The organism is Bacteroides caecimuris, assembly GCF_001688725.2.
Classification (GTDB): Bacteria; Bacteroidota; Bacteroidia; order Bacteroidales; family Bacteroidaceae; genus Bacteroides; species Bacteroides caecimuris.
The window spans coordinates 4,800,700-4,823,847 of the sequence record NZ_CP015401.2; the positions used below are offsets into that span (position 1 = coordinate 4,800,700).

Annotated in this window: 16 protein-coding genes and 1 pseudogene; 9 read left to right on the forward strand and 8 right to left on the reverse strand. The window is 40.9% G+C overall.

What is annotated here, in order from left to right; translation table 11 throughout:
- Positions 1–366: 366 nt before the first annotated feature.
- A pseudogene (locus A4V03_RS20430) lies at positions 367–1,056 on the forward strand (ATP-binding protein); the annotation flags it as partial.
- Positions 1,057–1,063: 7 nt separating this feature from the next.
- Here the strand turns inward: A4V03_RS20430 and A4V03_RS20435 are convergent.
- Complete coding sequence (locus A4V03_RS20435) at positions 1,064–2,131, reverse strand: M20 family metallo-hydrolase (RefSeq protein ID WP_065540187.1); 1,068 nt, start codon at positions 2,129–2,131, stop codon at positions 1,064–1,066.
- Between the two features lie 109 nt (positions 2,132–2,240).
- Between A4V03_RS20435 and A4V03_RS20440 the strand changes: the two genes are divergently transcribed.
- Positions 2,241–4,064 (forward strand): AMP-dependent synthetase/ligase, encoded by a 1,824-nt coding sequence (locus A4V03_RS20440; protein WP_065540188.1) that lies wholly within the window; start codon positions 2,241–2,243, stop codon positions 4,062–4,064.
- Positions 4,065–4,208: 144 nt separating this feature from the next.
- Here the strand turns inward: A4V03_RS20440 and A4V03_RS21100 are convergent, their stop codons facing one another.
- Positions 4,209–4,358 (reverse strand): hypothetical protein, encoded by a 150-nt coding sequence (locus A4V03_RS21100; RefSeq protein ID WP_167371334.1) that lies wholly within the window; start codon positions 4,356–4,358, stop codon positions 4,209–4,211.
- On the opposite strand from A4V03_RS21100, the gene A4V03_RS21740 reads away from it, so the two are divergent.
- Positions 4,321–4,506 (forward strand): DUF5119 domain-containing protein, encoded by a 186-nt coding sequence (locus A4V03_RS21740; protein WP_371867074.1) that lies wholly within the window; start codon positions 4,321–4,323, stop codon positions 4,504–4,506. The two genes, A4V03_RS21100 and A4V03_RS21740, sit on opposite strands and share 38 nt — an antisense overlap.
- Before the next feature lie 323 nt (positions 4,507–4,829).
- Here A4V03_RS21740 and A4V03_RS20450 read toward each other — a convergent pair whose 3' ends face one another.
- Complete coding sequence (locus A4V03_RS20450) at positions 4,830–5,444, reverse strand: hypothetical protein (protein WP_065540190.1); 615 nt, start codon at positions 5,442–5,444, stop codon at positions 4,830–4,832.
- Positions 5,445–5,739: 295 nt separating this feature from the next.
- On the opposite strand from A4V03_RS20450, the gene prfB reads away from it, so the two are divergent.
- From prfB to A4V03_RS20465, 4 genes are all read left to right on the forward strand, one after another.
- A protein-coding gene (prfB, locus tag A4V03_RS20455; RefSeq protein WP_101602542.1) for a peptide chain release factor 2 occupies positions 5,740–6,856 on the forward strand; the annotation gives its coding sequence in 2 pieces (ribosomal slippage) (positions 5,740–5,802 and positions 5,804–6,856; 1,116 coding nt in all).
- Positions 6,857–6,940: 84 nt separating this feature from the next.
- Positions 6,941–7,075 carry a hypothetical protein gene (locus A4V03_RS21485; RefSeq protein ID WP_257469867.1) on the forward strand — a complete coding sequence of 45 codons (135 nt, stop codon included), beginning with the start codon at positions 6,941–6,943 and terminating at the stop codon, positions 7,073–7,075.
- Between the two features lie 147 nt (positions 7,076–7,222).
- Positions 7,223–7,690: a CYTH domain-containing protein gene (locus tag A4V03_RS20460; RefSeq protein ID WP_065540192.1), complete on the forward strand. Its 468-nt coding sequence runs from the start codon at positions 7,223–7,225 to the stop codon at positions 7,688–7,690.
- 53 nt (positions 7,691–7,743) lie between these two features.
- Complete coding sequence (locus tag A4V03_RS20465) at positions 7,744–9,036, forward strand: MgtC/SapB family protein (protein WP_065540193.1); 1,293 nt, start codon at positions 7,744–7,746, stop codon at positions 9,034–9,036.
- Positions 9,037–9,230: 194 nt separating this feature from the next.
- Here A4V03_RS20465 and A4V03_RS20470 read toward each other — a convergent pair whose 3' ends face one another.
- From A4V03_RS20470 to A4V03_RS21420, 5 genes are all read right to left on the reverse strand, one after another.
- Positions 9,231–10,250 (reverse strand): DUF5689 domain-containing protein, encoded by a 1,020-nt coding sequence (locus tag A4V03_RS20470; RefSeq protein WP_065540194.1) that lies wholly within the window; start codon positions 10,248–10,250, stop codon positions 9,231–9,233.
- A gap of 27 nt (positions 10,251–10,277) precedes the next feature.
- Positions 10,278–13,025 carry a TonB-dependent receptor gene (locus A4V03_RS20475; protein ID WP_065540195.1) on the reverse strand — a complete coding sequence of 916 codons (2,748 nt, stop codon included), beginning with the start codon at positions 13,023–13,025 and terminating at the stop codon, positions 10,278–10,280.
- Positions 13,026–13,039: 14 nt separating this feature from the next.
- Entirely contained in the window at positions 13,040–14,074 is a 1,035-nt protein-coding gene (locus A4V03_RS20480) for an endonuclease/exonuclease/phosphatase family protein (protein ID WP_065540196.1), read from the reverse strand.
- An 11-nt stretch (positions 14,075–14,085) separates the two neighbouring features.
- Positions 14,086–15,285, reverse strand: coding sequence for a DNA/RNA non-specific endonuclease (locus A4V03_RS20485; RefSeq protein WP_065540197.1), 1,200 nt, complete (start codon positions 15,283–15,285; stop codon positions 14,086–14,088).
- Between the two features lie 93 nt (positions 15,286–15,378).
- A complete protein-coding gene (locus A4V03_RS21420; RefSeq protein ID WP_236588688.1) occupies positions 15,379–18,036 on the reverse strand; it encodes a DUF5689 domain-containing protein in 2,658 nt (885 codons plus the stop codon).
- Between the two features lie 770 nt (positions 18,037–18,806).
- Between A4V03_RS21420 and A4V03_RS20495 the strand changes: the two genes are divergently transcribed.
- Both A4V03_RS20495 and A4V03_RS20505 read left to right on the forward strand, forming a co-directional pair.
- Entirely contained in the window at positions 18,807–20,372 is a 1,566-nt protein-coding gene (locus A4V03_RS20495) for an ATP-binding protein (RefSeq protein WP_065540198.1), read from the forward strand.
- A 199-nt stretch (positions 20,373–20,571) separates the two neighbouring features.
- Positions 20,572–23,133, forward strand: a complete 2,562-nt coding sequence (locus A4V03_RS20505) for an outer membrane beta-barrel family protein (RefSeq protein ID WP_065540199.1) — start codon at positions 20,572–20,574, stop codon at positions 23,131–23,133.
- Positions 23,134–23,148 lie beyond the last annotated feature (15 nt).

The window sequence follows — 23,148 nt, forward strand, 5'->3', positions numbered from 1 at the left end:
TTCTTTAAACTCAAACAATAAAAGGATAAGGCTTATTGGAATGATTCGAGAATTGGAAACTGCTTTTTATAGGACGTTTGATGTAAGTCGTAGACTTGCAATATTTAATGGAAATAGTAAGTCTTCAGAGGTAGATTTATCTCTGAAGACAAAAGGATGGTGTATTGTATTGTTTCTTTTGGGGGGTATATTTATAAATTATTTTATATTGCCTTATGTAAGAACTTGCCGTTATATTGATTTCGGAATATTAGGAGGTTTTACAACCTCTATATTATTGAGTTCTATTTTTTATATTGTTTTGATTAGTCTGTTCATAAAGAAGAGACTGATTTCAATTCCATGGATTTTGTTTGTTTGGGGAACAATAGTGCTATTCATACGGCAAACTATGATTATAATGCTATCTACAAAATAGTGTATGATATTTATTCTTCTGTCATTCTTCGTGATACCGTGCAGAGGCATAGCATTCGTAACATAGAAATGCTTGAAAGAGTGGTGAAGTTTGTTTTTGATAATATTGGGAATAAACTAAATGCGAAAAATATTGCCGACTATTTCAAAAGTCAGCAACGGAAAGTAGATATTAATACGATTTATAATTATCTCAATGCTTTAGATAGCGCTTTTGTCATTCAACGTATACCACGTTATGACATCAAGGGTAAAGAGATTCTGCAAACCAATGAAAAGTATTTTGTAAGTGAACTTTCGCTCATCTATTCTGTGATGGGATATCGGGACCGCTTAATAGGGGGAATGCTTGAAAATTTAGTTTGCATGGAGTTGAGACGCCGCGGATACGAAGTATATGTAGGTAAACAGGATGAAAAAGAAGTTGATTTTGTAGCCATTAGGCGTGAAGAGAAAATATATGTGCAGGTTACTTATCAACTGGCATCACAAGCAACCATCGATCGTGAATTTGCTCCTTTACTGGCAATTGATGATCATTATCCTAAATATGTGGTTAGTATGGATGATCTATGGCAAGATAATATTGAAGGGGTTAAGCATCGGCATATAGCCGATTTTCTACTTGATGAGTGGTAAAGACGGACTAAAGCTTTAGTCCGTCCAATAACTCTAAATAAAGTCCGATAGCTTCTTCTATTTCTTTTGACATGATATATTCCTCTGCCGTATGTGAACGTGAAGAGCGTCCCGGTCCAATTTTCACCGATGGGAAGGACATTAGTGCCTGGTCGGACAATGTTGGAGAACCAAAAGGAACGCAGCCTAACTTCGTTGCTTCTTGCACAAATGGGTGTTTCTCGTCAATTCGTGAAGAATTGAGACGGAATGAGCGAGCTTGTGCGTCACAGGAAATATGCTTTTTGATTTCAGCAAACAGTTCTTCATTCGTGTAAAGCTCGTTACTCCGGACATCGACGGTGAAAGTACATTTATCGGGAATCACATTGTGTTGTGTACCGGCATTGATGACAGTGACACTCATCTTTACGGGACCCAACAAAGGTGATTCTTTCTCGAAACGATAGTCACGGAACCAAGCTATGTCATCCAATACCTTATAAATTGCATTGTCTCCTTCGTTACGTGCTGCGTGTCCTGCTTTACCTGTTGCGGTCACATCCAATACCATTAATCCCTTTTCGGCAATGGCAGGTTGCATTTCTGTAGGTTCGCCTACGATAGCGAATGAAACAGGAGGAAGTCCCGGCAATATACTCTCAATTCCGTCCTTGCCTGAAACCTCTTCTTCGCACGAAGCAAGGTAAATCAGATTATACTTCTGCGAAGTACGACATAGTTGCAGGAACACCTGTAATAACGAAACAACGCTGGCACCGGCATCGTTGCTTCCTAATCCATACAACTTACCGTTTTCTTCGCGTGGAGTGAACGGATCTTTCCGCCAACCGTTAACAGGTTTCACTGTGTCTATGTGGGAGTTGAGTAAAATAGTCGGCTTCTTCAGATCAAACATCGGACTAAAGCACCACACATTATTTCCTTTACGTCCCGTCTGCATACCTGCCATTTCAATATAGTTTTGCAGGAAATCTGCAGCCTGGGTTTCTTCCCGGCTGATTGAAGGAATACTAATCAGTGATTTAAGCAGGCTTACAGCCTCTGTTGTCATATACGGAATATCATATTTCATAGTGCAAATCTTTTATCTATATCTTAATCTTTGCACAAAGATAGGCGTTTTGAACAATTGTTTCAAATAAAACCAATACCTTTGCACCATATTTACTAATACAAAGAGTATGACTTATCATCATTTATCTGTCTTAGTCCATCGTCAGGCTGAAAAATATGGCAACAAGGTAGCTCTGAGATATCGCGACTATGAGACGGCACAATGGATTCCGATTACCTGGAATCAATTCTCCGGAACGGTGAGACAGGCAGCCAACGCACTTGTGGCACTAGGAGTAGAGGAACAAGAAAATATCGGAATCTTTTCGCAGAATAAACCTGAATGGTTTTATGTAGACTTTGGCGCGTTTGCCAATCGGGCTGTTACTATTCCGTTCTATGCAACCAGCTCTCCGGCACAAGCGCAATATATTATCAATGATGCACAAATACGTTATCTTTTTGTAGGTGAGCAATTCCAGTATGATGCTGCTTTCAGTATCTTCGGTTTTTGTACTTCCCTGCAACAGCTGATTATCTTTGACCGTTCGGTGGTGAAGGATCCTCGTGATGTATCCTCTATCTATTTTGACGAGTTTATGGCGTTGGGAGAGGGGCTGCCTCATAATAATACGGTAGAAGAGCGTACCGAACGGGCTTCATACGATGACTTGGCAAACATTCTCTATACATCCGGCACAACGGGTGAACCGAAGGGCGTCATGCTTCATCATTCCTGCTATTTGGAACAGTTTCATACACACGATGACCGTTTGACAACGATGTCGGATAAGGATGTGTCTATGAACTTCCTCCCCTTGACACACGTGTTTGAGAAAGCATGGTGTTATCTCTGTATTCATAAAGGAGTGCAGATTTGTATCAATCTCCGTCCGGCGGATATTCAGACAACGATTAAGGAAATTCGCCCGACGCTGATGTGTAGTGTTCCCCGTTTTTGGGAGAAAGTGTATGCAGGCGTACAGGAGAAAATAAACGAAACAACAGGGTTGAAGAAAACACTGATGCTGGATGCTATCCGGGTAGGTAAAATCCATAATCTGGACTATCTGCGTTTGGGTAAGACTCCTCCGGTGATGAATCAACTGAAATATAAATTCTACGAAAAGACCATCTACTCTTTACTGAAAAAAACAATTGGTATTGAGAACGGTAACTTTTTCCCGACTGCCGGTGCTGCCGTACCTGATGAAATCAATGAATTCGTCCATTCGGTAGGAATCAATATGGTGGTAGGATATGGGTTGACAGAATCTACGGCTACTGTATCCTGTACGTTGCCCGTAGGCTATGATATCGGTTCGGTAGGTGTCGTATTACCCGGAATTGAAGTGAAGATAGGTGAGGATAATGAAATCCTGCTTCGCGGTAAGACTATAACAAAAGGATATTATAAGAAAGCGGAAGCTACAGCTGCCGCCATTGATTCCGATGGATGGTTTCACACGGGGGATGCGGGCTATTTCGAGAATGGTCAGCTTTTCCTGACGGAACGTATCAAGGATTTGTTCAAAACATCGAATGGCAAGTATATTGCTCCGCAGGCTTTGGAAACGAAACTGGTCATCGACCGGTATATCGACCAGATTGCTATTATTGCCGATCAGCGTAAGTTTGTCTCCGCTCTGATTGTTCCTGTATATGGATACGTAAAAGAGTATGCAAAGGAGAAAGGCATCGAATACAAAGATATGGCTGATTTGTTGCAGCATCCTAAGATTGTAGGTTTGTTCCGTGCGCGGATAGAGACCTTGCAACAGCAGTTTGCGCATTACGAGCAAATCAAACGTTTCACTTTGCTTCCTGAACCATTCAGCATGGAACGTGGGGAACTGACTAATACGTTGAAGTTGAAACGTTCGGTTGTTGCCCGCAATTATAATGAACTTATTGAAAAGATGTATCAGGAAAGCGAAGCAGGTGGGAAGTAAATGTTTACCCGGCAAGATACATCTCTCTATATATGGTTTGAGACTGTATTAATAAAGGTAAGGATTGATGAACAAAGTAATTGTATTTCTCTTGTTGTATATTGCATGTGCTGAGGTGATGGCAGTGGCTCAGAACGCAGCCGATTAGGCAAAAATATACTTCCGGCTCGGACACAGCCGCTTTGAACCGGAGGTGGCGGACATTAGTTTCGAGTGGTCTGTGGACGACCATCCCGGAGCACCCTCTCCCGAGGGAATCACCGTGCTGGTGTACGATGAGTCGGGGCGACCCACCGAAGTCTTTCTTTCTCCTTCCGGGGGCAGTGTGAACTTCGGAGAGGGCGGTGTTCATTCCATGTTGCTCTACAACAACGATACGGAGAGCGTTATTATTTCGGGTGAATCGCACGGACCGTTAACAGCTGACCATCTCAACTGTTAACAGTTGTCATCTCAGGTATTAACGGTTATCAATTCAAGTATTAATACCTGTCATCTCAAATATTAACCACTGGTATGACAAGTATTGGGAACTGTTGTATCAAGCATTGGAAACTATCGTTTCAAGCATTGGGAACTGTTGTGTCAGGTAATGGAAACCACCGTGCCAAGTAATGGGGATAATCCCTTCTTTAAGAGAATAAAACCGATATGTAGGAGAAAGGTGAAGATTGCATGCAATCATCAAAAGAAAAACCGGGGAAGGAACACTTGGTTCCTTCCCCGGTTTGTTAGGGAATTTATTTGTCTAAAAGACGTTTGATATTAGCTACCAAAATTGAAATCTCCTCCTGTAGATTCCGTCCACTCTTCGAGACCATTAGAAGCATCTACGCTAAATTCGATTTTTTCTACTCCGGCAGCACTTCCGTTTACAGTTATATTATAAGTATAAGATGTGCCAAGTGCCCATGCAGGTTGGATATTACCTCTAACATAGTCGGTTTTTATTATGTCTTCGCCTTGTTTCACTTCAATTTTGAAATTCAAATAAACATCGGCTGACGCGTATGTTACAGGAAGAACAAATCCGGTTCCTGTAGTCAGTTCTTTGGCAGCTACTGCTTCGCCACCTTCCGAACCGGCAGGTTTTGCAGCTTGGATAGTGTTGTCTGAGCCTTCTATAGAAAGCGGAACTTTAGTCCATTTGTTTGTATCTGCATCTTTGGATACCGCTACTCCATTGAATACGGTGTGATAGTCTGATGCGTCTTTGGGAGTGTAACCACCATAAACAAAGAATTTATTGAAATTCCTCATGGTTAGAGCACGTGTGCTGTTGCTGACATGAGAATTAAAACCGATTATTGCACCTGATGCTTCGTTTTCTTCAATCACATCCGTGTTGGTGCAGGCGGCAAATGCTAAAGCTACTGCCACATAAAAAGAAACTTCTTTTTAACATACTGTAAATAAAATGATTTAACTTTGACGTTTAAAAACGGCACAAAATCAATAATTAGATTCAAGAGGTTGTACTTCTTCTATAGTTAAATTAGTGTGTGTTTAACACTTTTTTTACTACGCTGCATGCGGATGTTCACTTAAGAAATGGATTCCATTCGCTTTCTCATTTTTAATCCGTATCTTTGTGCCCGTTGAGATAAGTGTCGGCGATAGGCGCCTGCTCGTCGGTTCGACATCATTTTATAACTAATAATAAACGTAAATCACAATGATTACTATTGAACAACTTAAAGACGTGAAAGAGCGCACTGATGCGCTGAGGAGGTATCTTTGACATCGACGGGAAGAAAATTCAAGTCGAAGAAGAACAACTGAGAACACAAGCTCCGGGATTTTGGGATGACCAAAAGAAGGCCGAAGCTCAAATGAAATTGGTGAAAGACCTGCAAAAGTGGATTGAAGGCTACAACGAACTCAAGACACTGGCAGATGAACTTGAACTGGCATTTGATTTCTATAAAGAAGAACTGGTGACCGAGGAAGATGTGGACACTGCTTACACCAAAGCCAGTGAAGCGGTAGAGGCACTCGAACTCAAAAATATGCTTCGTGACGAAGCCGACCAGATGGATTGTGTGTTGAAAATCAATTCAGGTGCCGGTGGTACGGAAAGCCAGGACTGGGCTTCCATGCTGATGCGTATGTATCTGCGTTATGCCGAGACGAACGGTTATAAGGCTACCATTGCCAACCTTCAGGAAGGTGACGAAGCCGGAATCAAAACCTGTACTATCAATATTGAAGGTGGTTTTGCATACGGTTATTTGAAGGGCGAGAACGGTGTGCACCGCTTGGTTCGTGTTTCTCCATACAATGCACAAGGTAAACGGATGACTTCCTTTGCTTCCGTGTTCGTTACTCCGCTGGTAGATGACAGTATTGAAGTGAACATTGAACCTGCACGTATCTCTTGGGATACCTTCCGAAGCGGTGGTGCCGGTGGACAGAATGTAAATAAGGTAGAATCCGGTGTCCGTTTGCGTTATCAATACAAAGATCCTTATACTGGCGAGGAAGAAGAAATCCTGATTGAAAACACCGAAACCCGTGACCAGCCGAAGAACCGTGAGAATGCAATGCGTCAACTACGTTCCATCTTGTATGATAAGGAATTGCAGCACCGTATGGCAGAACAGGCGAAGGTGGAAGCCGGTAAGAAGAAGATCGAGTGGGGTTCACAGATCCGTAGCTACGTATTTGACGACCGTCGCGTGAAGGATCACCGTACCAACTATCAGACTTCGGATGTGAACGGTGTGATGGATGGCAAAATAGATGGCTTTATCAAAGCCTATCTGATGGAGTTTTCTTCACAAGAATCATAAAAAATAAAATTAGCAAGAGTTATTTTTGGAAAGTTAAAAGATTTGTTCTTACTTTGTTAGCGTTGAACTTAAAAGCTAACTATTATGAGTAAGGGGAAGAAAAAAGTAGCGATTACCAAAAAGGAAGAAGAACAAGCTCAAAAGGTGGTCAAAATAGTGTTCGTCTCATTAATTATTTTGGCATTGGTTATGCTGATTGCATTTTCCTTTTTCGGCTGATAAGTTCACCACAAACTACACGGTCAACCCAGACTGTTTGGCTATTGATAGAATGAATATCAAATTCAATCTGTGTTAATCTGCGTAATCTGTGGTGAACTCTTTGTTTTGTAATGCGTTTTTTAATTTTTAATTTATCTTTGTGCCATGGCACAGGAAATAGAACGTAAATTTTTAGTTATCGGTGAATTCAAGTCTTCGGCTTTTGCGCAAAGTCGCATTGTGCAGGGGTATATCAGTAGTGCTCGCGGGCGTACTGTCCGGGTTCGTATTCGGGATGATAAAGGGTATCTGACGATAAAGGGAGCTTCCAATACTTCCGGTACCAGTCGTTATGAATGGGAAAAGGAGCTGCCCTTGTCAGAAGCAGAAGAATTGATGAGGCTTTGCGAACCGGGGATCATTGACAAGACCCGTTATTTGGTACGTAGTGGCAAACATGTATTTGAAGTCGATGAGTTTTATGGCGAGAATGAAGGACTTATTGTGGCAGAAGTAGAGCTGGCATCGGAAGATGAGGCTTTTGTAAAACCCGACTTTATCGGTGAGGAGGTCACGGGCGACATACGATACTACAACTCACAGCTAATGAAAAAACCGTATAAAACGTGGTGAGCCTTAACAAATAAACCGTATATTTGTTCTTATATAAAAAAAGAGAGCAGTGTATGGAACAGTTATATAGCTATGTGCCGCGTGAATTGGTTACTTTTGTTTTAGTAACTTTGTTTTCTTTATTAATCGGACTTTCGCAACGTCGAATCAGTCTGAAGCGTGAGGGTGAAACTACTCTTTTCGGAACCGACCGCACTTTTACTTTTATTGGTATACTGGGTTACTTGCTTTATATCTTAGACCCTACAGATATGCGTCTGTTTATGGGAGGTGGAGCGGTGCTCGGTTTATTGCTGGGCTTGAACTATTACGTCAAACAGTCTCAATTTCATGTCTTTGGTGTAACGACCATTATTATTGCACTGATTACTTATTGTCTGGCTCCTATTGTGTCTACCCAGCCTTCTTGGTTTTATGTGATGGTGATTGTGACGGTGCTTTTATTGACGGAGCTTAAACACACCTTTACGGAGTTTGCCCAGCGGATGAAGAACGATGAGATGATTACGCTGGCAAAGTTCTTGGCTATCAGTGGTATCATATTACCGATGCTTCCGCATAAGAACCTGATTCCGGATATTAATCTCACTCCTTATTCTATTTGGCTGGCGACGGTTGTCGTCTCCGGCATTTCCTATCTCTCTTATTTATTAAAGAGGTATGTATTCCATGAATCCGGAACGTTGGTTTCCGGTATTATTGGCGGATTATACAGCAGCACAGCTACGATCTCGGTACTTGCCCGTAAAAGCCGGAAAGCCTCTGAACAGGAAGCAACTGAATATGTTGCTGCCATGCTGCTGGCTGTCAGCATGATGTTTCTGCGCTTTATGATATTGATTTTGATCTTTAGCAGGGAGATATTTACGTCTATCTATCCTTATTTGTTGATTATGTCTGTGGTGGCTGCCGTTGTTGCGTGGTTTATCCATTCCCGTCATCGACGTTCCAAGGATGTGACCGATGAGCCGGAAGATGAGGACAGCAGTAACCCGCTCGAATTTAAAGTTGCTCTGATTTTTGCCACTCTCTTCGTAGTGTTTACAGTGCTGACACACTATACTTTGGTTTATGCGGGTACAGGCGGATTGAATCTCCTGTCTTTCGTATCCGGTTTCAGTGATATCACTCCTTTTATATTAAACTTGTTGCAAAATATAGGCGGTGTGGCGGCAGTGGTTATTACAGCTTGCAGTATGCAGGCTATCATCAGCAATATACTGGTCAATATGTGTTACGCTTTGTTCTTTGCAGGGAAGGGGAGTAAACTTCGTCCTTGGATTTTGGGAGGATTCGGTGTGGTGATTGCTTGTAATCTCGTTTTGTTGCTGTTCTTTTATATTTAAGAAAGGGGAGCAATTGATCGTTTTGCATTCGACCTGATTCAAAACAACTTGCTGCTTTGTAGCTCATATTCAATAATGTGAAATGGATAAGGAATTGATAAAAGGATGGATAGTTGAATATATGGATATAAAAAAGACCTGCACACGTCTATATCGGGCAATGTGCAGGTCTTTTTCTTTAGGGGCACTCCTTTTTAGTGGAGTCTTTTCGTATGTTCCGGAAAATCGATGTCGTCCATGCTGTTAACCAACAACTGATATTTGATATATCCTCCACTTTTAGAAGAGTATTTGGTATAAATAGCAGTGATATTACCTTCGCTGCCAGCCTTGGGCAGGGGCTGAAGCGCAAAGTTGGAATAGCCGCTGACACGTACAATATAGTTGCCGCTTGAAGTAGAAGTAGCATCCTCAAAGCCGAATAAGGAAGAACCATAGTATCGGTTGCCGTCGTAACTGTAGGCATAGGTCGGTGTCAATCCTTCTTTTACATAATCTTTGTTCTCATACACTGCGGTAGTGGAACCGCCTGGATAAGTTGTTTCCAGATATTGAGGATACTTGTCACCGTCGTATGTGCCTTCTTTGTAAGTCAATCCTTCGAAACGTACCAAACGTCCTAATGCATCATCATTCAATGCTGTTTTATAATTATCTTTATTGATAACTAATATGTCATCGTCTGGCAGACTGCCGAGTTCACCTTTGAAAACATGCTGATCTACAAATAAGGTATTCTCGAGATTACGGTTTGCATAACCTTTGGAGATGTCTTCTGCTGTCGGCATTCCGCCTACACTTAACATATAACGATAGCTACCGATAGCCAGCCCTTTGGTTTTAACAAAGAGAGTCTGTCCTACGTGAAAATAAACATAGTTGCTGACCATCAATTTCAGTTCAATGGCTGATTGGGATGATTCATCATAGATGTATACTGATTTATATACATTACCGGCCTTGTCGCTTGAGATGACTTTTCCGCTGATAACATAGTCTTCTGTGATTTCCAGAGTTTTCCCCAGACTGGCTGCACCGTTTCCATATTTGTTGTAGAAAAGTTGCTTAAAGTCCTTGATGGAGATTAGTTTGCTATTTGAGAAGTCTTCTTTTGTCCAGACTTTGGCTGGAGCAGGCTCTTCAAATTCGTTGTAGCAGCTACTGAAACCGAGCACTACTACCGCAAGCATAAATAATTTAAATATTTTGTTCATAACAGTTCTTTTTTACTTATGATGTCCTTAGAAACGGAAATAAATGTTCATGTAATAGGTTGTACCGAACATATAGAAATATTTCGAATCAAACGGTTGGTAAGTTTGATAGCTTTCATCTTTGTTCTTCAGCAGACGAACTTGTTCATAACCGCCGGTTTTGATATTCTGGTTGTTGAGCAGGTTCTTTACTTCCAAGCTGAAACCAAGCGTGTAGGCACGGTTAATGTACCAGTTTTTACCAACACTTGCATTTAATACGTAAGCAGAGTTGAATTTCTCCTGATTACGTAACGTTGCGATATCTTCTTCAGTCATTCCCGGTGTCAGTACGGCATCTGTGCGATAGAGCGGACTCATAGATAAGTACATATTATCGTAATAGTTCATATCTAATGACGCGAATATGTTTTTAGGTCCACGGTAAGACAAACCTACGTTCAGTGCAGTTTGCGGCGTGCTTTCTACACGGAAGTTCTTCCAGTATACTTTACCCTGGTTCTTGATTTCTCCACTATTATCCTGAATCTGTACATAATCCGGGTTATTGTCATAAGTGAATTGTCCCCAGCTGATGGCTGCATTCAGAGAAAGTCCTGCATAGATAGGTACAGAAGCAGCTGCTTCAAGTCCGAAGTGGCGTTTGTTGATACCGCTCATTGCAAAGTTGGAGAAGGTAGCTTCTACGTCATCATAATAAGAGAGAACTTTGGATTGATCCATAAACTTCGTATAGTATCCGGAGATACGTGCTTTAATATCTCTCCAACGCAAGTTATAAGAGGCGTCTACACCAAATACTTTCTCACTTGAAATGCCCGGAGTCGCAGAGTTGCGGGTACGGGGAGAAACAAATGAAGCTTGGAAGGCAGGAGCATCCTGCATGTAGATAATGTTAGCATCAATAGAATGAGCAGCAGAGAATTTATAGCTGAAGTTGGCTTTCAGTTTATAAGTCAGGTAATTCTGCTTCTTAGAGTCTCCTTGAGAATTGTCGAGGAACAACCCTTTTTTCCAAATACCATGACGCCACAGAGTAGTGTGTCCGAGTTCTCCACCCAGATTAGCTCCAAAGTTGCCGAAGTTTCTGCTATATTGTGCCCAGGCGCGTGCGTTGATAACATTTCCGTAGTAGTCGTAGCTGTATTTATCCCCCTTCTTGACTGCTTGTGCATGACCGTACTTCTCATAGTACTCCATGTTGTTCTGATAAAGGATCGGGTTCATGCCACCCATGTCACGTTCGGCAAACTTGTCTACGTCTACCCAGTAATCACCACCCAGCAAATCTTTCACTTCGCTATAGTATTCCGTGCGATTACGACGCAAGTTCAATCCACCGTTAATTTTAGAATTGTCACGGAAGATATGAGAGAATTGTGTGTAGAGATTCCAGTCTACCTGATCGGCATGGCGTTCTTCAATCATGTTGATGGCACGATGACCGGCTCCATAGGCGGGGTTCTCTTCCTGGCTTTGGTTGATATGATACAGATTGTCCCAGTTGATGTGGCGGATGTTATTCGTGTTTCCCATCCATGCTTCATACAGTTGTGCTCCGATGTAAGTATTGTTATAGAAACTGGGTAAATAACGGTAATAGTCAGGACGTGGGTCGGGACCACCATACCAAGTCAGTGCAGAGTAACCGTTCTGTCCGAAACGTACAGAGGTTGCAACGTTTAATTGCGAACGGTCATTGATGTCAAATGTATAATTCAACATCGTAATAGGTTCATGATAACTGCGTACACGTGCGTTGACACGCTTTCCATTCAGCCAACCCCAGTTTGGATTGTAGTAGTTGTTGCCTACTAAGTCATAGACTTCCTGAGTAGAAGCTTGCTGTGCACCACGTTCTGTGGGGGCACCCAAGATGCTTAATGCCAAGCGGTGTTGCGAATTGAATTGCTTTTCTACAGCAGCAAAATATCCGAAAGCATTGTAATACACACCGTTTACATAAGAGTTTCCTCCCTGACGGGTTGATACGGAGAAGGCATAAGACCAGCCGTTATCCTGTAATCCGGATGCATAGGTCAGCATACCACGGAAACGGTACATGGAGTTGCCGTTAACTACGCTGGCGCGAAGACCTTTGCGCATCTGTGAAGGACGCGTATTGATATTTGTCGTACCTGCGATACCGCCGATACCCATATCCCCCATGTTCAGTGCAGATGTGATCTCCTGATTACGGGTTGCATCATTCAAACCGCTCCACAAAGACCAGGGGGTATATCCTGTCATTGCATCATTCAGCTGAATGCCATTCATATATACGTCTGAGTATTGAGAATCATAACCACGTACATTGAAACGCATTTCACTGAATTTGTAGGAAGCGATATTATTGAATACGTCTTTTGATGCGGATAGAGACGAGGGGAGTGATTGCGCATCCTCCAGTGTTTCCGTGTCAAATTCGGCAAAGATGGCGTCGTCCATAGTCGGAGCAACGTTTTCGGGGATCAAAATGACGTTGTTGATATCTCTGATCAACTTATCTACACGGACAGCCAGAGTTAAAGGTTCGAACTCTGCAGCTTCGAAAGACAGCGTGTATTCTCCTTTTGCCAGGTTCTCGATAACGAAGTTGCCCGACGCATCAGTCTTGGTTGTTACATCTCCCGGGGTTAATGTCACTTTTACGCCGTCTATGGCCGCACGTGTCGTACGGGAAACGACTTTACCTTTGACTCCACCATTGTTTTGTGCAAAAACAGTGAAAGACATCAAAGATAGTACCATGAATAGGATTGTTTTGATTTTCATATAAACTTATTTTTTTATTTACCTATATAGATATATACGGGGAAGTGGTCACTGTAACCTCCCTGGAAGTTATTACCTACGTATGTGCGCAATGGATATCCTTTGTATTGTCCCTCTTTCTGCACCATGTAAAGTTGCTTGAAGATATTTCCATAGAATTTAGATCCGGGAGCTTGCTGCAATTTCAGCTTTCCTGTCGATCCTTTGGCTAAATTCTCGGATACTACAATATTATCAAATATATTCCATGCATCACCATAAGCTAATGTTCCGTATCCTGCTTTGAGCATATCGGCATAAGGTGCGAAGAAGTCGCCCTCCTTCAAATCTTTCAGTTTGAATTTAGCTCCTAATCCTTGTGCTATACTTTTGTCGGTCGGATCATCATTGAAGTCTCCCATCATAACCACTTTCATGTTAGGATTGGCTCTCATTACAGAGTCTGCAATGCTGCGCATCTGTTCGCCTACAGCGATACGTTTAAATTCCGAAGCTTCCTTTCCTCCAAGGCGTGAAGGCCAGTGCGCCACCATAAAGAAGAAAGGTTCGTTTTCAATCGTTCCCCAAAGCGTGAGTATATCCCGGGTTTTGAAGTCGGGGAGTGAAGGGATGACTGTTCTTACAGCCTTTTCTCCTTCTTTCTTAAACACATCGGGACGATACAGAAAGGCAACGTCTACGCCTCGGGCTTCAGGAGAGTCGAAGTGTGAAATCCGATAGTTTGCCGGAGCCAGTTTGCGGGTTGCGATGATGTCTTCCAACACACTGCGGTTTTCTATTTCTGATACACCGATGACGACCGGATAATCCTTGTTGATAGCCGCAATGTCAAAGAATACCCGTTCGGTATTTGCCAATTTCTTTTTGTACTTGACCGAGTTCCATTTTTTAGGACCTTCGGGAGTAAATTCGTCATCGTGAACTTCCGGATCATTGATCGTATCGAAGAAGTTCTCAAGATTGTAAAATACAACCTTATACGGTTTCTGTGCAAAGCTGAACGATATCAGCAGCGCAAAAAGCGCGGTTACTAATAACAGTTTTTTCATAAGCTAGCTTATTAGTTAATCCCCCATTGAGTGGGATTATTTTGTTGTTTTACACTGTTGGATACTTGCGGGAAGAAGGTGAATCCTGTCTTCTTTTCGATGTCTGCTACAGAAGTACAAATAGACTTAGGAGGCTCGATATTTCCGTATGATTTATGTTCTACCCAAAAACCTATGGATATCAGCTCGTCGGCCGAACAGTCTTTGATATTCTTTCCGGTTTTTCCACTCTTTGTACGCAGAAGCACTTTGAAGTAGTGGGTCGGAAGAGGAACTGTTTTGCCTGTACCATCTGTAGTCGTGGTTGCACCTGTCCCAAAATAAGCACCGGTAACTACATACAACGTGTCCGAACAGTGATTTGTACGGACTTTGCTTTCAAGTTTGGCCCACATGTCTTGGTTTAAGCGGTTAAGCTGTGGGGTCATATTGGACATATAGAAGGTTTGAGCATTCATTTCATCCGTAGCATCACGGTCAGCAGATGGAAGCTGATGTCCACGATCGTAAGGACCTCCATAAGACCTTAATGTACAATCTGCTTGATAATTTTGTGGGATGATTGGGTCAAAAGCCCAACGGTCTGTACGCTTGATTGATCCTGAGTATGCAGCATGTATCGGATAGGCTACCCATAAGGCTGCTTTCTTTGTTTTATCAAAACAAATAGAATAATTACGTATTGTTTTATTGTTTAAAAGAGCATAATGAGTTGCATACTGATAATTAGCATCTTCCTTGAAACTAGGAACTTCAGCCCACAGGTTAAAAGCAGGTAGGTTTTGCTGTGATTCAGATAATTGTACTAAATCAAAGACTTTCGCTTCTTGGTCTGCAAACTGGAGTGTAATCTTGGCTATCCGTTGCTCTTTGCCTGTATTCCTATTATAATATACGTATAGAACATTAAGCCCGTCTTTTACTTCTCCGGATTTGGAGAATAAGGTCTGATCATTGCTACTGAAGGAACACCATGTTGTACCTTCGGTGATTTCTGCATTCCATATTGTTCCGGGAGTACTTGTGATGATTATGGCAGACGATCCGGATGCTGATTTTACAGTGGAGGAAATTTTCCAGTAGGCATCACATGGCTGTGACAAGCCTCCATCGTTGGAGTCATCGTTGCTACATGCATACAAAGATACAAGAAGTACTATGTAAATGAATGATTTAAACGCTAATGTATAATACTTGTGAATTAGATTCATTTATAAATGTCTAAAATTGTTCTTATGCGAGAAAAATTCAACTCTTGATAGAGAATTATCTCTTTCAAGAGTTGAATTTTTTTTATTATAATATTAGTACAATTGGAACCCACACATTATTGCACGTGCATTACTATTTTTTGCTGCAGCTTCAAAGTTGTCATCTGTAGCAATTGTAATAGTTGATGACTCTGTTAAACCGGTTAAATTGAAAGTATAATAATCAGAATCAGCAAATGTAATAGTGTAGTCTGGGTTACCTGTTGCTCCATCCTTAGCGGCTGGTGCAATGTTGTTGTTGCCAGATATACTGCCTCCATTGTTTATTCGAATATATATAGTTGCTGTTTTACCTTTCCATGCTGTGGCATAGAAAGAGAACTTTTTATTGCCTGTTACTCCGAGTGCACCTGTTGTGAATGCTCCACTCTTTGAAGATGTTCCTAGTTTTAGACAATAAATATTCGTATTTACTAACTGACCATATGCATTGTAATTATTAGTACCATTACCGAATAAGAAAGGATCCATTGAAGTGAATGTTCCTTTAGTGTCTTCTCCCGAACTTTTTCCAGAAACAGTAAGAGGTACGTCTATGCTATTGCCATTTGTTAAGGCAATTTTCATAGTTTCATTAAATGTTTCACCTGTATTTGTTTTTGCAGTTACAGTTACAGTATTACCTACTACATTGGTAGTAAATGCATTACTTAAACCGCTTACTGAGATAGTATTACTTCCTTGATTTTTAACGGTCACGATGAATTCTTGACTACCTCCCGTAGCTGGAAATGTATGAGAGTTAGGGGTTATAGAAGTGATAGTAGGGCTGTTAGATGCAAATGCTTTTACGTCTTCAAGATTACGTGGTAATAATTGACTTGCACTCTGATAGATAGAAGCGATACCAGTGATAGCTCCTGAACCGGCAGAGAAAGGTTGATCATCAAATGGTGTTGCTTGTTTGTTTATATTAACAGTGAAGTTACTACCACCGACATTAAAAGTATGATTTTTTAATGCACCAACTGTTTTCCATACACCTCCTTCAGCTATAGATGCATTTTCTATAGTTACAGGCATACAAACAAAAGATGCTAGCTGATCTAATGATATTGGTGTAGCTTTTACTTCGTTATTTTCTGAGACGATTTCAATATTCTCAGTGGTAAAACCTTCAACTTGAGGTACATCAAAACGTTTATATATTTTGGCTACATCTTTTTGTAATGTTACTTTGATCTCCTGACCTAATGCATACTGAGTTACATCTATTTTGTTGTTATATAAAGAAAGTGCATTACCCGCTGTGGTAGCTCCTTTAGTCATCAGATAAAGAGTTCCATAAGAGTAGTTCTTGCCTGCAGGGTCACCACAAATAATACCTTGGATTACATAGTTTTCATCTACAGCTGTGGAAGTATTTGTCATTTTTGTTACTAAGTCTGCTATAGAAATAGGAGTTGCAGTGGACTCGGTAGCAACAAATGTTTTAGGCTCACCGTAAATAGTACTAGATGCAGTTGTTGCATAAGCACGGAATGCATATTGATTGTCTTTAGTCAGATTAGTAACAGCTACTGTCCAAGGATTTTCTTTTACCGATGCGGCTGCTTTAGTTGCTTTTGTCCAATCAATATCTGTTACAGTTCCAGTGCTGAATTCAATATACTGCACACCAACTTCGGTGGCTTCAGAAATCTCAATATTAGCAACTGAACCGCCTAATGTTGCAGTGGTAGCTGTGATGGCTTTTGCATCTGTAGTTGTTACTTTAGGTTCTCCTGCTGTTTCAAAATCAATTTCAGTACCACCAGCACCTGTAGCAAGTGTTATGTCATCAAGGCGGATAGAAGAAGCTGCTAAAGCAGTGTATTTAATGTATAATTCAGATACTGCCTTTTTGAGAGTGAAATTAGCAGTAGCTAAAACCCAATATGGCTTTTCTGAATCTCCATTGTTCTTAGTATATGTAAGAGGGACCCAGTTTGTACCGTCAGCACTTAAAGCCACAGTCAACTTAGATGTATCAAATGTATTATCATATTCCTCTCCAACTTTTATAGAGTAGCTGGCACCGAACGTCAGTTTCAGATTCGTTTGTGCTTCTGTAAGAGCTATTTTGTTGATTTGGAAATATGCAGGAAGACTTCCGAAGAATACAACATTAGGTCCGGATGCACCATCGTATGCACCCGAGTTAGGTAATCCGCTAGCACGAACTGATGCACTTGCTCCAGAATAAGTGACATTTGCAGAGCCGATTCCACTCTTATTCCATCCATCGTATGAATCTACAAATGGGTAGGGATTTGATACTGTCTTATCGCCAACCGTTTCGTTGTAAATTACTTCCGTAGGACCTACGCTTCCACTGCTAATCTTAACAGTCTCCGACATCAGCACACCCACTTTGTTTGAAATCTCAATAACAACGCTGGCTTCATCATTAACGTTTTCCGGAATGCTAACCTGAATAGTAGCAGAACCTTCACCTTCATATTTTGATAGAGTAACCCATGATTTGTCATCTTTTACTGTAGCTTTCCAACTACGGTTGGTTGAAATGTCAAAAGAGGCTTGGCTTCCGTTGGCTGGTTGACCGTCTGAGCCGAAAATCAAGGTTGTAGGCGAAACTTCGAGGTATGGAGCCTCGGTATCATCATTGTCGTCAACGCAACTTACGAAAGCTGTGCTAACCATTACAAGCATAAGCCCGTAGAATAACTTCAGAAAGTTCAAATTTCTCATTTTGTTGCTTTGTTAATTAATTAATAAAATTTTTGTGAATCATTTATCCTTTCATTTCCTTTTGATAATAATAGTTTAGCAAAGTTATTTTTTTCTATGAAACATGCAAAGTTTCTAACGTCTTTTTTCGTATTGCAACTATGTTAAATTTTAGCGACTTAAGAATAGGGATGAACTGATTTTCTGCATTGATGAATAGATTGGCTCTTTTTGTCTTTAATATCTAACATTGTGAAAGAATTTGGAGGCGTATGTTGCTTTTTTGAAAGATTTGCATTCTATACTTTATCGGGCTTGATTAGGTGAATTATTGCCGTGATTATGGGGCTTAAATGACATTTTTATCAAACGGAGGTCCATTTACTATTTGATAGACGGAGTGTGGTCCGTATAAAATTATTTTATTGTAATTAACTTATATGGGACTTATATATAATCTCTTTCTGTGGATAATCTAATTTCTTCCAGTGAATAAATTAATCCCTTTCCATTCATAAATTAATTCGTTCGCCTATAGGCAATGTTGCGTTTGTCTATAGGCAACCTTCCGTTTGTCTATAGGCATCTTCTCGTTCGCCTATAGCCGGATGAATTAATTTATGAATGCGCAGATGCTGTTTTTTGCAGATGAACCCTTTAGAGTCTGCTTGAAAAAAACTTGAATCTTTTCTATTTGACTGAATGAAGAGCAGAAAACAGTACATACTGTTTGAAGTCTATATTTTAATGCCTATATTTGTCTACATTTCAATTTTATAAGGATAGTCATTATGGATACTACTTTTAGAATATATCCGATAGGGATACAGAATTTTGAAGACTTACGCAATAATAACAACGTTTATGTAGATAAGACGGAGTTGATTTATCGTTTGGCTAATACCAATAAAGTTTATTTTTTGAGTCGTCCCCGTCGTTTTGGAAAAAGTTTGTTGGTGTCCACTCTTGATGCTTATTTTAGGGGGAAGAAGGAATTGTTTCAAGGTTTGGCAATGGAGCGTTTGGAGAAAGAATGGAATGTCTATCCGGTGTTGCACCTTGATTTCAGTATGACAAAGTACACAGCACTTTCCGACCTTTTGGGACAGTTGAATCTGAACCTATACGATTGGGAAAAACTCTATGGAAAGGAAGAAGTAGAAGGTACGCCGGCGGAACGTTTCCGGGGAGTGATTCGTCGTGCTTATGAACAGACGGGTAAACCGGTAGTAGTACTTATCGACGAATATGATGCTCCTTTATTAGACAGTAACCATTTGCCGGAACTGCAAAATGAACTTCGAGAAGAAATGCGGAAATTCTTCAGTCCCTTGAAAGCGCAAGGAGAATATCTTCGTTTCCTTTTCCTGACAGGTATTAGCAAATTCAGTCAAATGAGCATTTTCAGTGAACTGAATAATTTGCAGAATATCAGCATGAGAGATGATTATAGTGCTATCTGTGGTATAACCGAACAGGAGTTGCGTACACAATTGAAAACTGATATTGAAATGATGGCGCAAGCTAATAATGAAACGTATGAGGAGGCCTGTACACATTTGAAACAGCAATATGACGGATATCATTTTAGCGAGAACTGCGAAGATATTTACAATCCATTTAGTTTGTTCAATGCATTTGCACAGAAAAGATATGCCAATTTCTGGTTTTCTACCGGGACGCCTACTTTTTTAATTAATATATTGCAGCAGAGTAATTTTGACATTCGCGAATTGGATGGTGCAACAGCTACTGCAGAGCAGTTTGATGCACCGACGAATGTTATTACCGATCCTCTTCCTGTGCTTTATCAGAGCGGCTATCTTACCATCAAGGAATATGATCCGGAGTTCCAACTCTACACATTGGCTTATCCTAACAAAGAAGTGCGGAAAGGATTCATAGAATCTCTTATGCCCGCTTATGTGCATTTACCTGCTCGTGAGAATACATTTTATGTAGTCTCTTTTATCAAGGATTTGCGTGCCGGAAAACTGACCGAATGTCTGGAGAGAATCAGGTCTTTCTTTGCTTCTATTCCCAATGATTTGGAAAATAAGCAGGAAAAACATTATCAGACAATTTTCTATTTGTTGTTCCGTTTGATGGGGCAGTATGTAGATACAGAGGTGAAAAGTGCAATCGGACGGGCGGACGTAGTAGTAAAGATGCAAGATGCCATTTATGTCTTTGAATTTAAGGTAGATGGAACTCCGGAGGAAGCACTGGAGCAAATAAATAGTAAGGGGTATGCTATTCCTTATCAGTCTGATCATCGGAAAGTTGTAAAAATAGGAGTTAACTTCGATAGTGCGACAAGAAGTATCGGTGATTGGAAAATTGTAGAGATAGATTAAGGAGTCACTGATACCGTTGAACAGAAATGTTTAAAAATACTAGAAATATACTGTAGTAATGTTTTTTATCCATTCGTTTTATATTCTTAACTTCGAAAAAATCGTAAGCGCGGATAAATCAACTACTTTTGGCTCTCGAATTTACAACATTTTTGAATTTCTTGCGTCTAATAAACCATAAACTAATATATTTCTAGTCATGAAACATAGACTGTTACTACTAATTCTATTCGTATTCGTCGCCTCCGTGGCGGGGTGGGCACAAAAATCCACAGCTCCTTCTTATACAGTCAAAGGAGTACTTATTGATTCTTTAACACAAGAGGGAGAACCGTATGCTACCATCAAAATAGCAAAGAAAAATGCTCCGGATAAAGCAGTCAAGATGGCGGTGACTGGGGCGAATGGTAAATTTCAGGAGAAACTGAATGTCGCTGCGGGCAATTACATCATCACCATTTCTTCGATTGGTAAAGCACCGATAGTAAAGGAATTTACTCTAAAACCGTCTGTGAAGGAGGTTGATTTGGGCACAATGATTTCTTCAGAAGCCAATAACGTATTGAAAGGAGTGGAGGTAGTTGCACAAAAACCTTTGGTAAAGGTAGATGTGGATAAGATTGAATATAATATTGAAGATGATCCGGACTCAAAATCGAACAGCATATTGGAGATGCTTCGGAAAGTGCCTTTGGTAACGGTGGATGGAGAAGACAATGTACAGGTGAACGGCAGTAGCAGTTTCAAGATACATGTGAATGGAAAGCCCAATAATATGATGAGCAATAATCCGAAGGAAGTGCTGAAAAGTATGCCGGCAAACACAATCAAATATATTGAGGTGATCACTTCACCGGGAGCTAAATATGATGCGGAAGGTATCGGAGGTATTCTGAATATCGTCACAGTAGGTTCCGGATTTGAAGGATACACGGCTACTTTCAGAGGGAATGTTAACAACAATGGTGTGGGTGCCGGCACTTATGCAATGGTGAAACAGGGTAAGTTGACTGTTTCTGCCAACTACAACTATAATTATAATAATAGTCCGCGCAGCTATTCCGACAGTTACCGCGAAAATTATGAACCGGATAAGGAGAATGAAAAATATTTGGAATCGGAGAGTAGCTCCAAGTCGAAAGGAAATTTCCAGCATGGCAATTTGGAAGCTAGTTACGAGATTGATACGTTGAGGCTACTGACAGTGGCTTTTGGAATGTATGGCAGTAATAATAAAAGTAACAGTGGCGGACATACGATTATGCACGGAGCCGACCGTCAGGATTTTGCATACCGTTATAGAACCGACAATCGTGGAAAAGGATCATGGTATTCTATCAACGGAAATATAGACTATCAGCGTGCTTCCCGAAAGAATAAAGAACGGATGATTACGCTTTCTTATAAAATCAATTCCCAACCCCAAACGAATGATTCGTATAATACTTATCTGGACATCGAGCCTGATGAGAATAAACTGGATATTATCAAAGAATTGTCATTAAAGAATTTCCATTCGGACGGAAAGACAAATACGATGGAGCATACTTTCCAGGTGGACTATACTACTCCGATTGGGAAACTGCATACAATTGAAACCGGTGCCAAATATATTTTCCGGCGTAACTCCAGTGATAATCGGTTTTATGAAGCCGAGGGAGCAAGTGAAAACTATGCATATAATGAAAATCGTAGTAGCGAGTACCGTCATTTGAATCATATTCTCTCTGCTTATGCCGGATATACGCTGAAATACAAGGGATTTACTTTCAAACCGGGATTGCGTTATGAGCAAACTATACAAGAGGTGAAGTATCTGGTGGGGCCGGGCGAGAACTTCCATTCGAATTTTAGTGATCTGGTTCCTTCCGTTTCGTTGGGGATAAAACTAGGAAAGACGCAGAATTTGCGTGGTGGATACAATATGCGCATCTGGCGTCCGGGTATCTGGAATTTGAATCCTTATTTCGATAATCAGAATCCGATGTTTATCAATCAGGGAAATCCGAACTTGAAGAGTGAGAAGAGTCATTCGTTCGACTTGTCTTACAGCAGTTTTACATCTAAATTCAACGTCAATCTTTCTTTGCGTCATTCTTTCAATAATAATGGAATTGAAAGAATCAGTCGCTTGATTACTGATAAAGACGGAGAAATCTTTGAAGGGGGGCATAAAGCTCCCTACGGTGCGTTGTATAGCACATACGGTAATATCGGAAAGAGCAGGGAAACAGGATTGAATTTCTATTTGAACTGGAACGCTTCTCCTAAAACGAGAATTTACGTCAATGGACGTGGCAACTATAGCGATTTGCGGAGTCCTGCCCAAGAGTTGCATAATTATGGATGGAATGCTTCTGCGTTCTGCGGAGTTCAGCAAACTTTACCGGGGAAGATCCGCTTGAGCTTGAACGGAGGAGGAAGTACGCCCCGGATCAGTTTGCAGGGAAAAGGGTCAGGGTATAATTATTACAGTTTGGGATTGAGCCGTTCTTTCTTGAAAGAAGAACGTCTCTCTTTGAATGTTTTTTGCAATAATATTGTAGAAAAATACAGAACTTACAATAATCACACAGAAGGAGCTAACTTTATTTCGAAGAGTTCGAGCAAATACCCGAGCCGGTATTACGGTTTCAGTATCAGCTATCGGCTTGGAGAGTTGAAAGCCAGTGTGAAGAAAGCCGCACGAAGCATCGACAATGACGATGTGAAAGGTGGCGGCGGAGGAGGCGGAAACACCGGTGGTGGAGGTGGTCAGTAGATCACTTCCGCACAC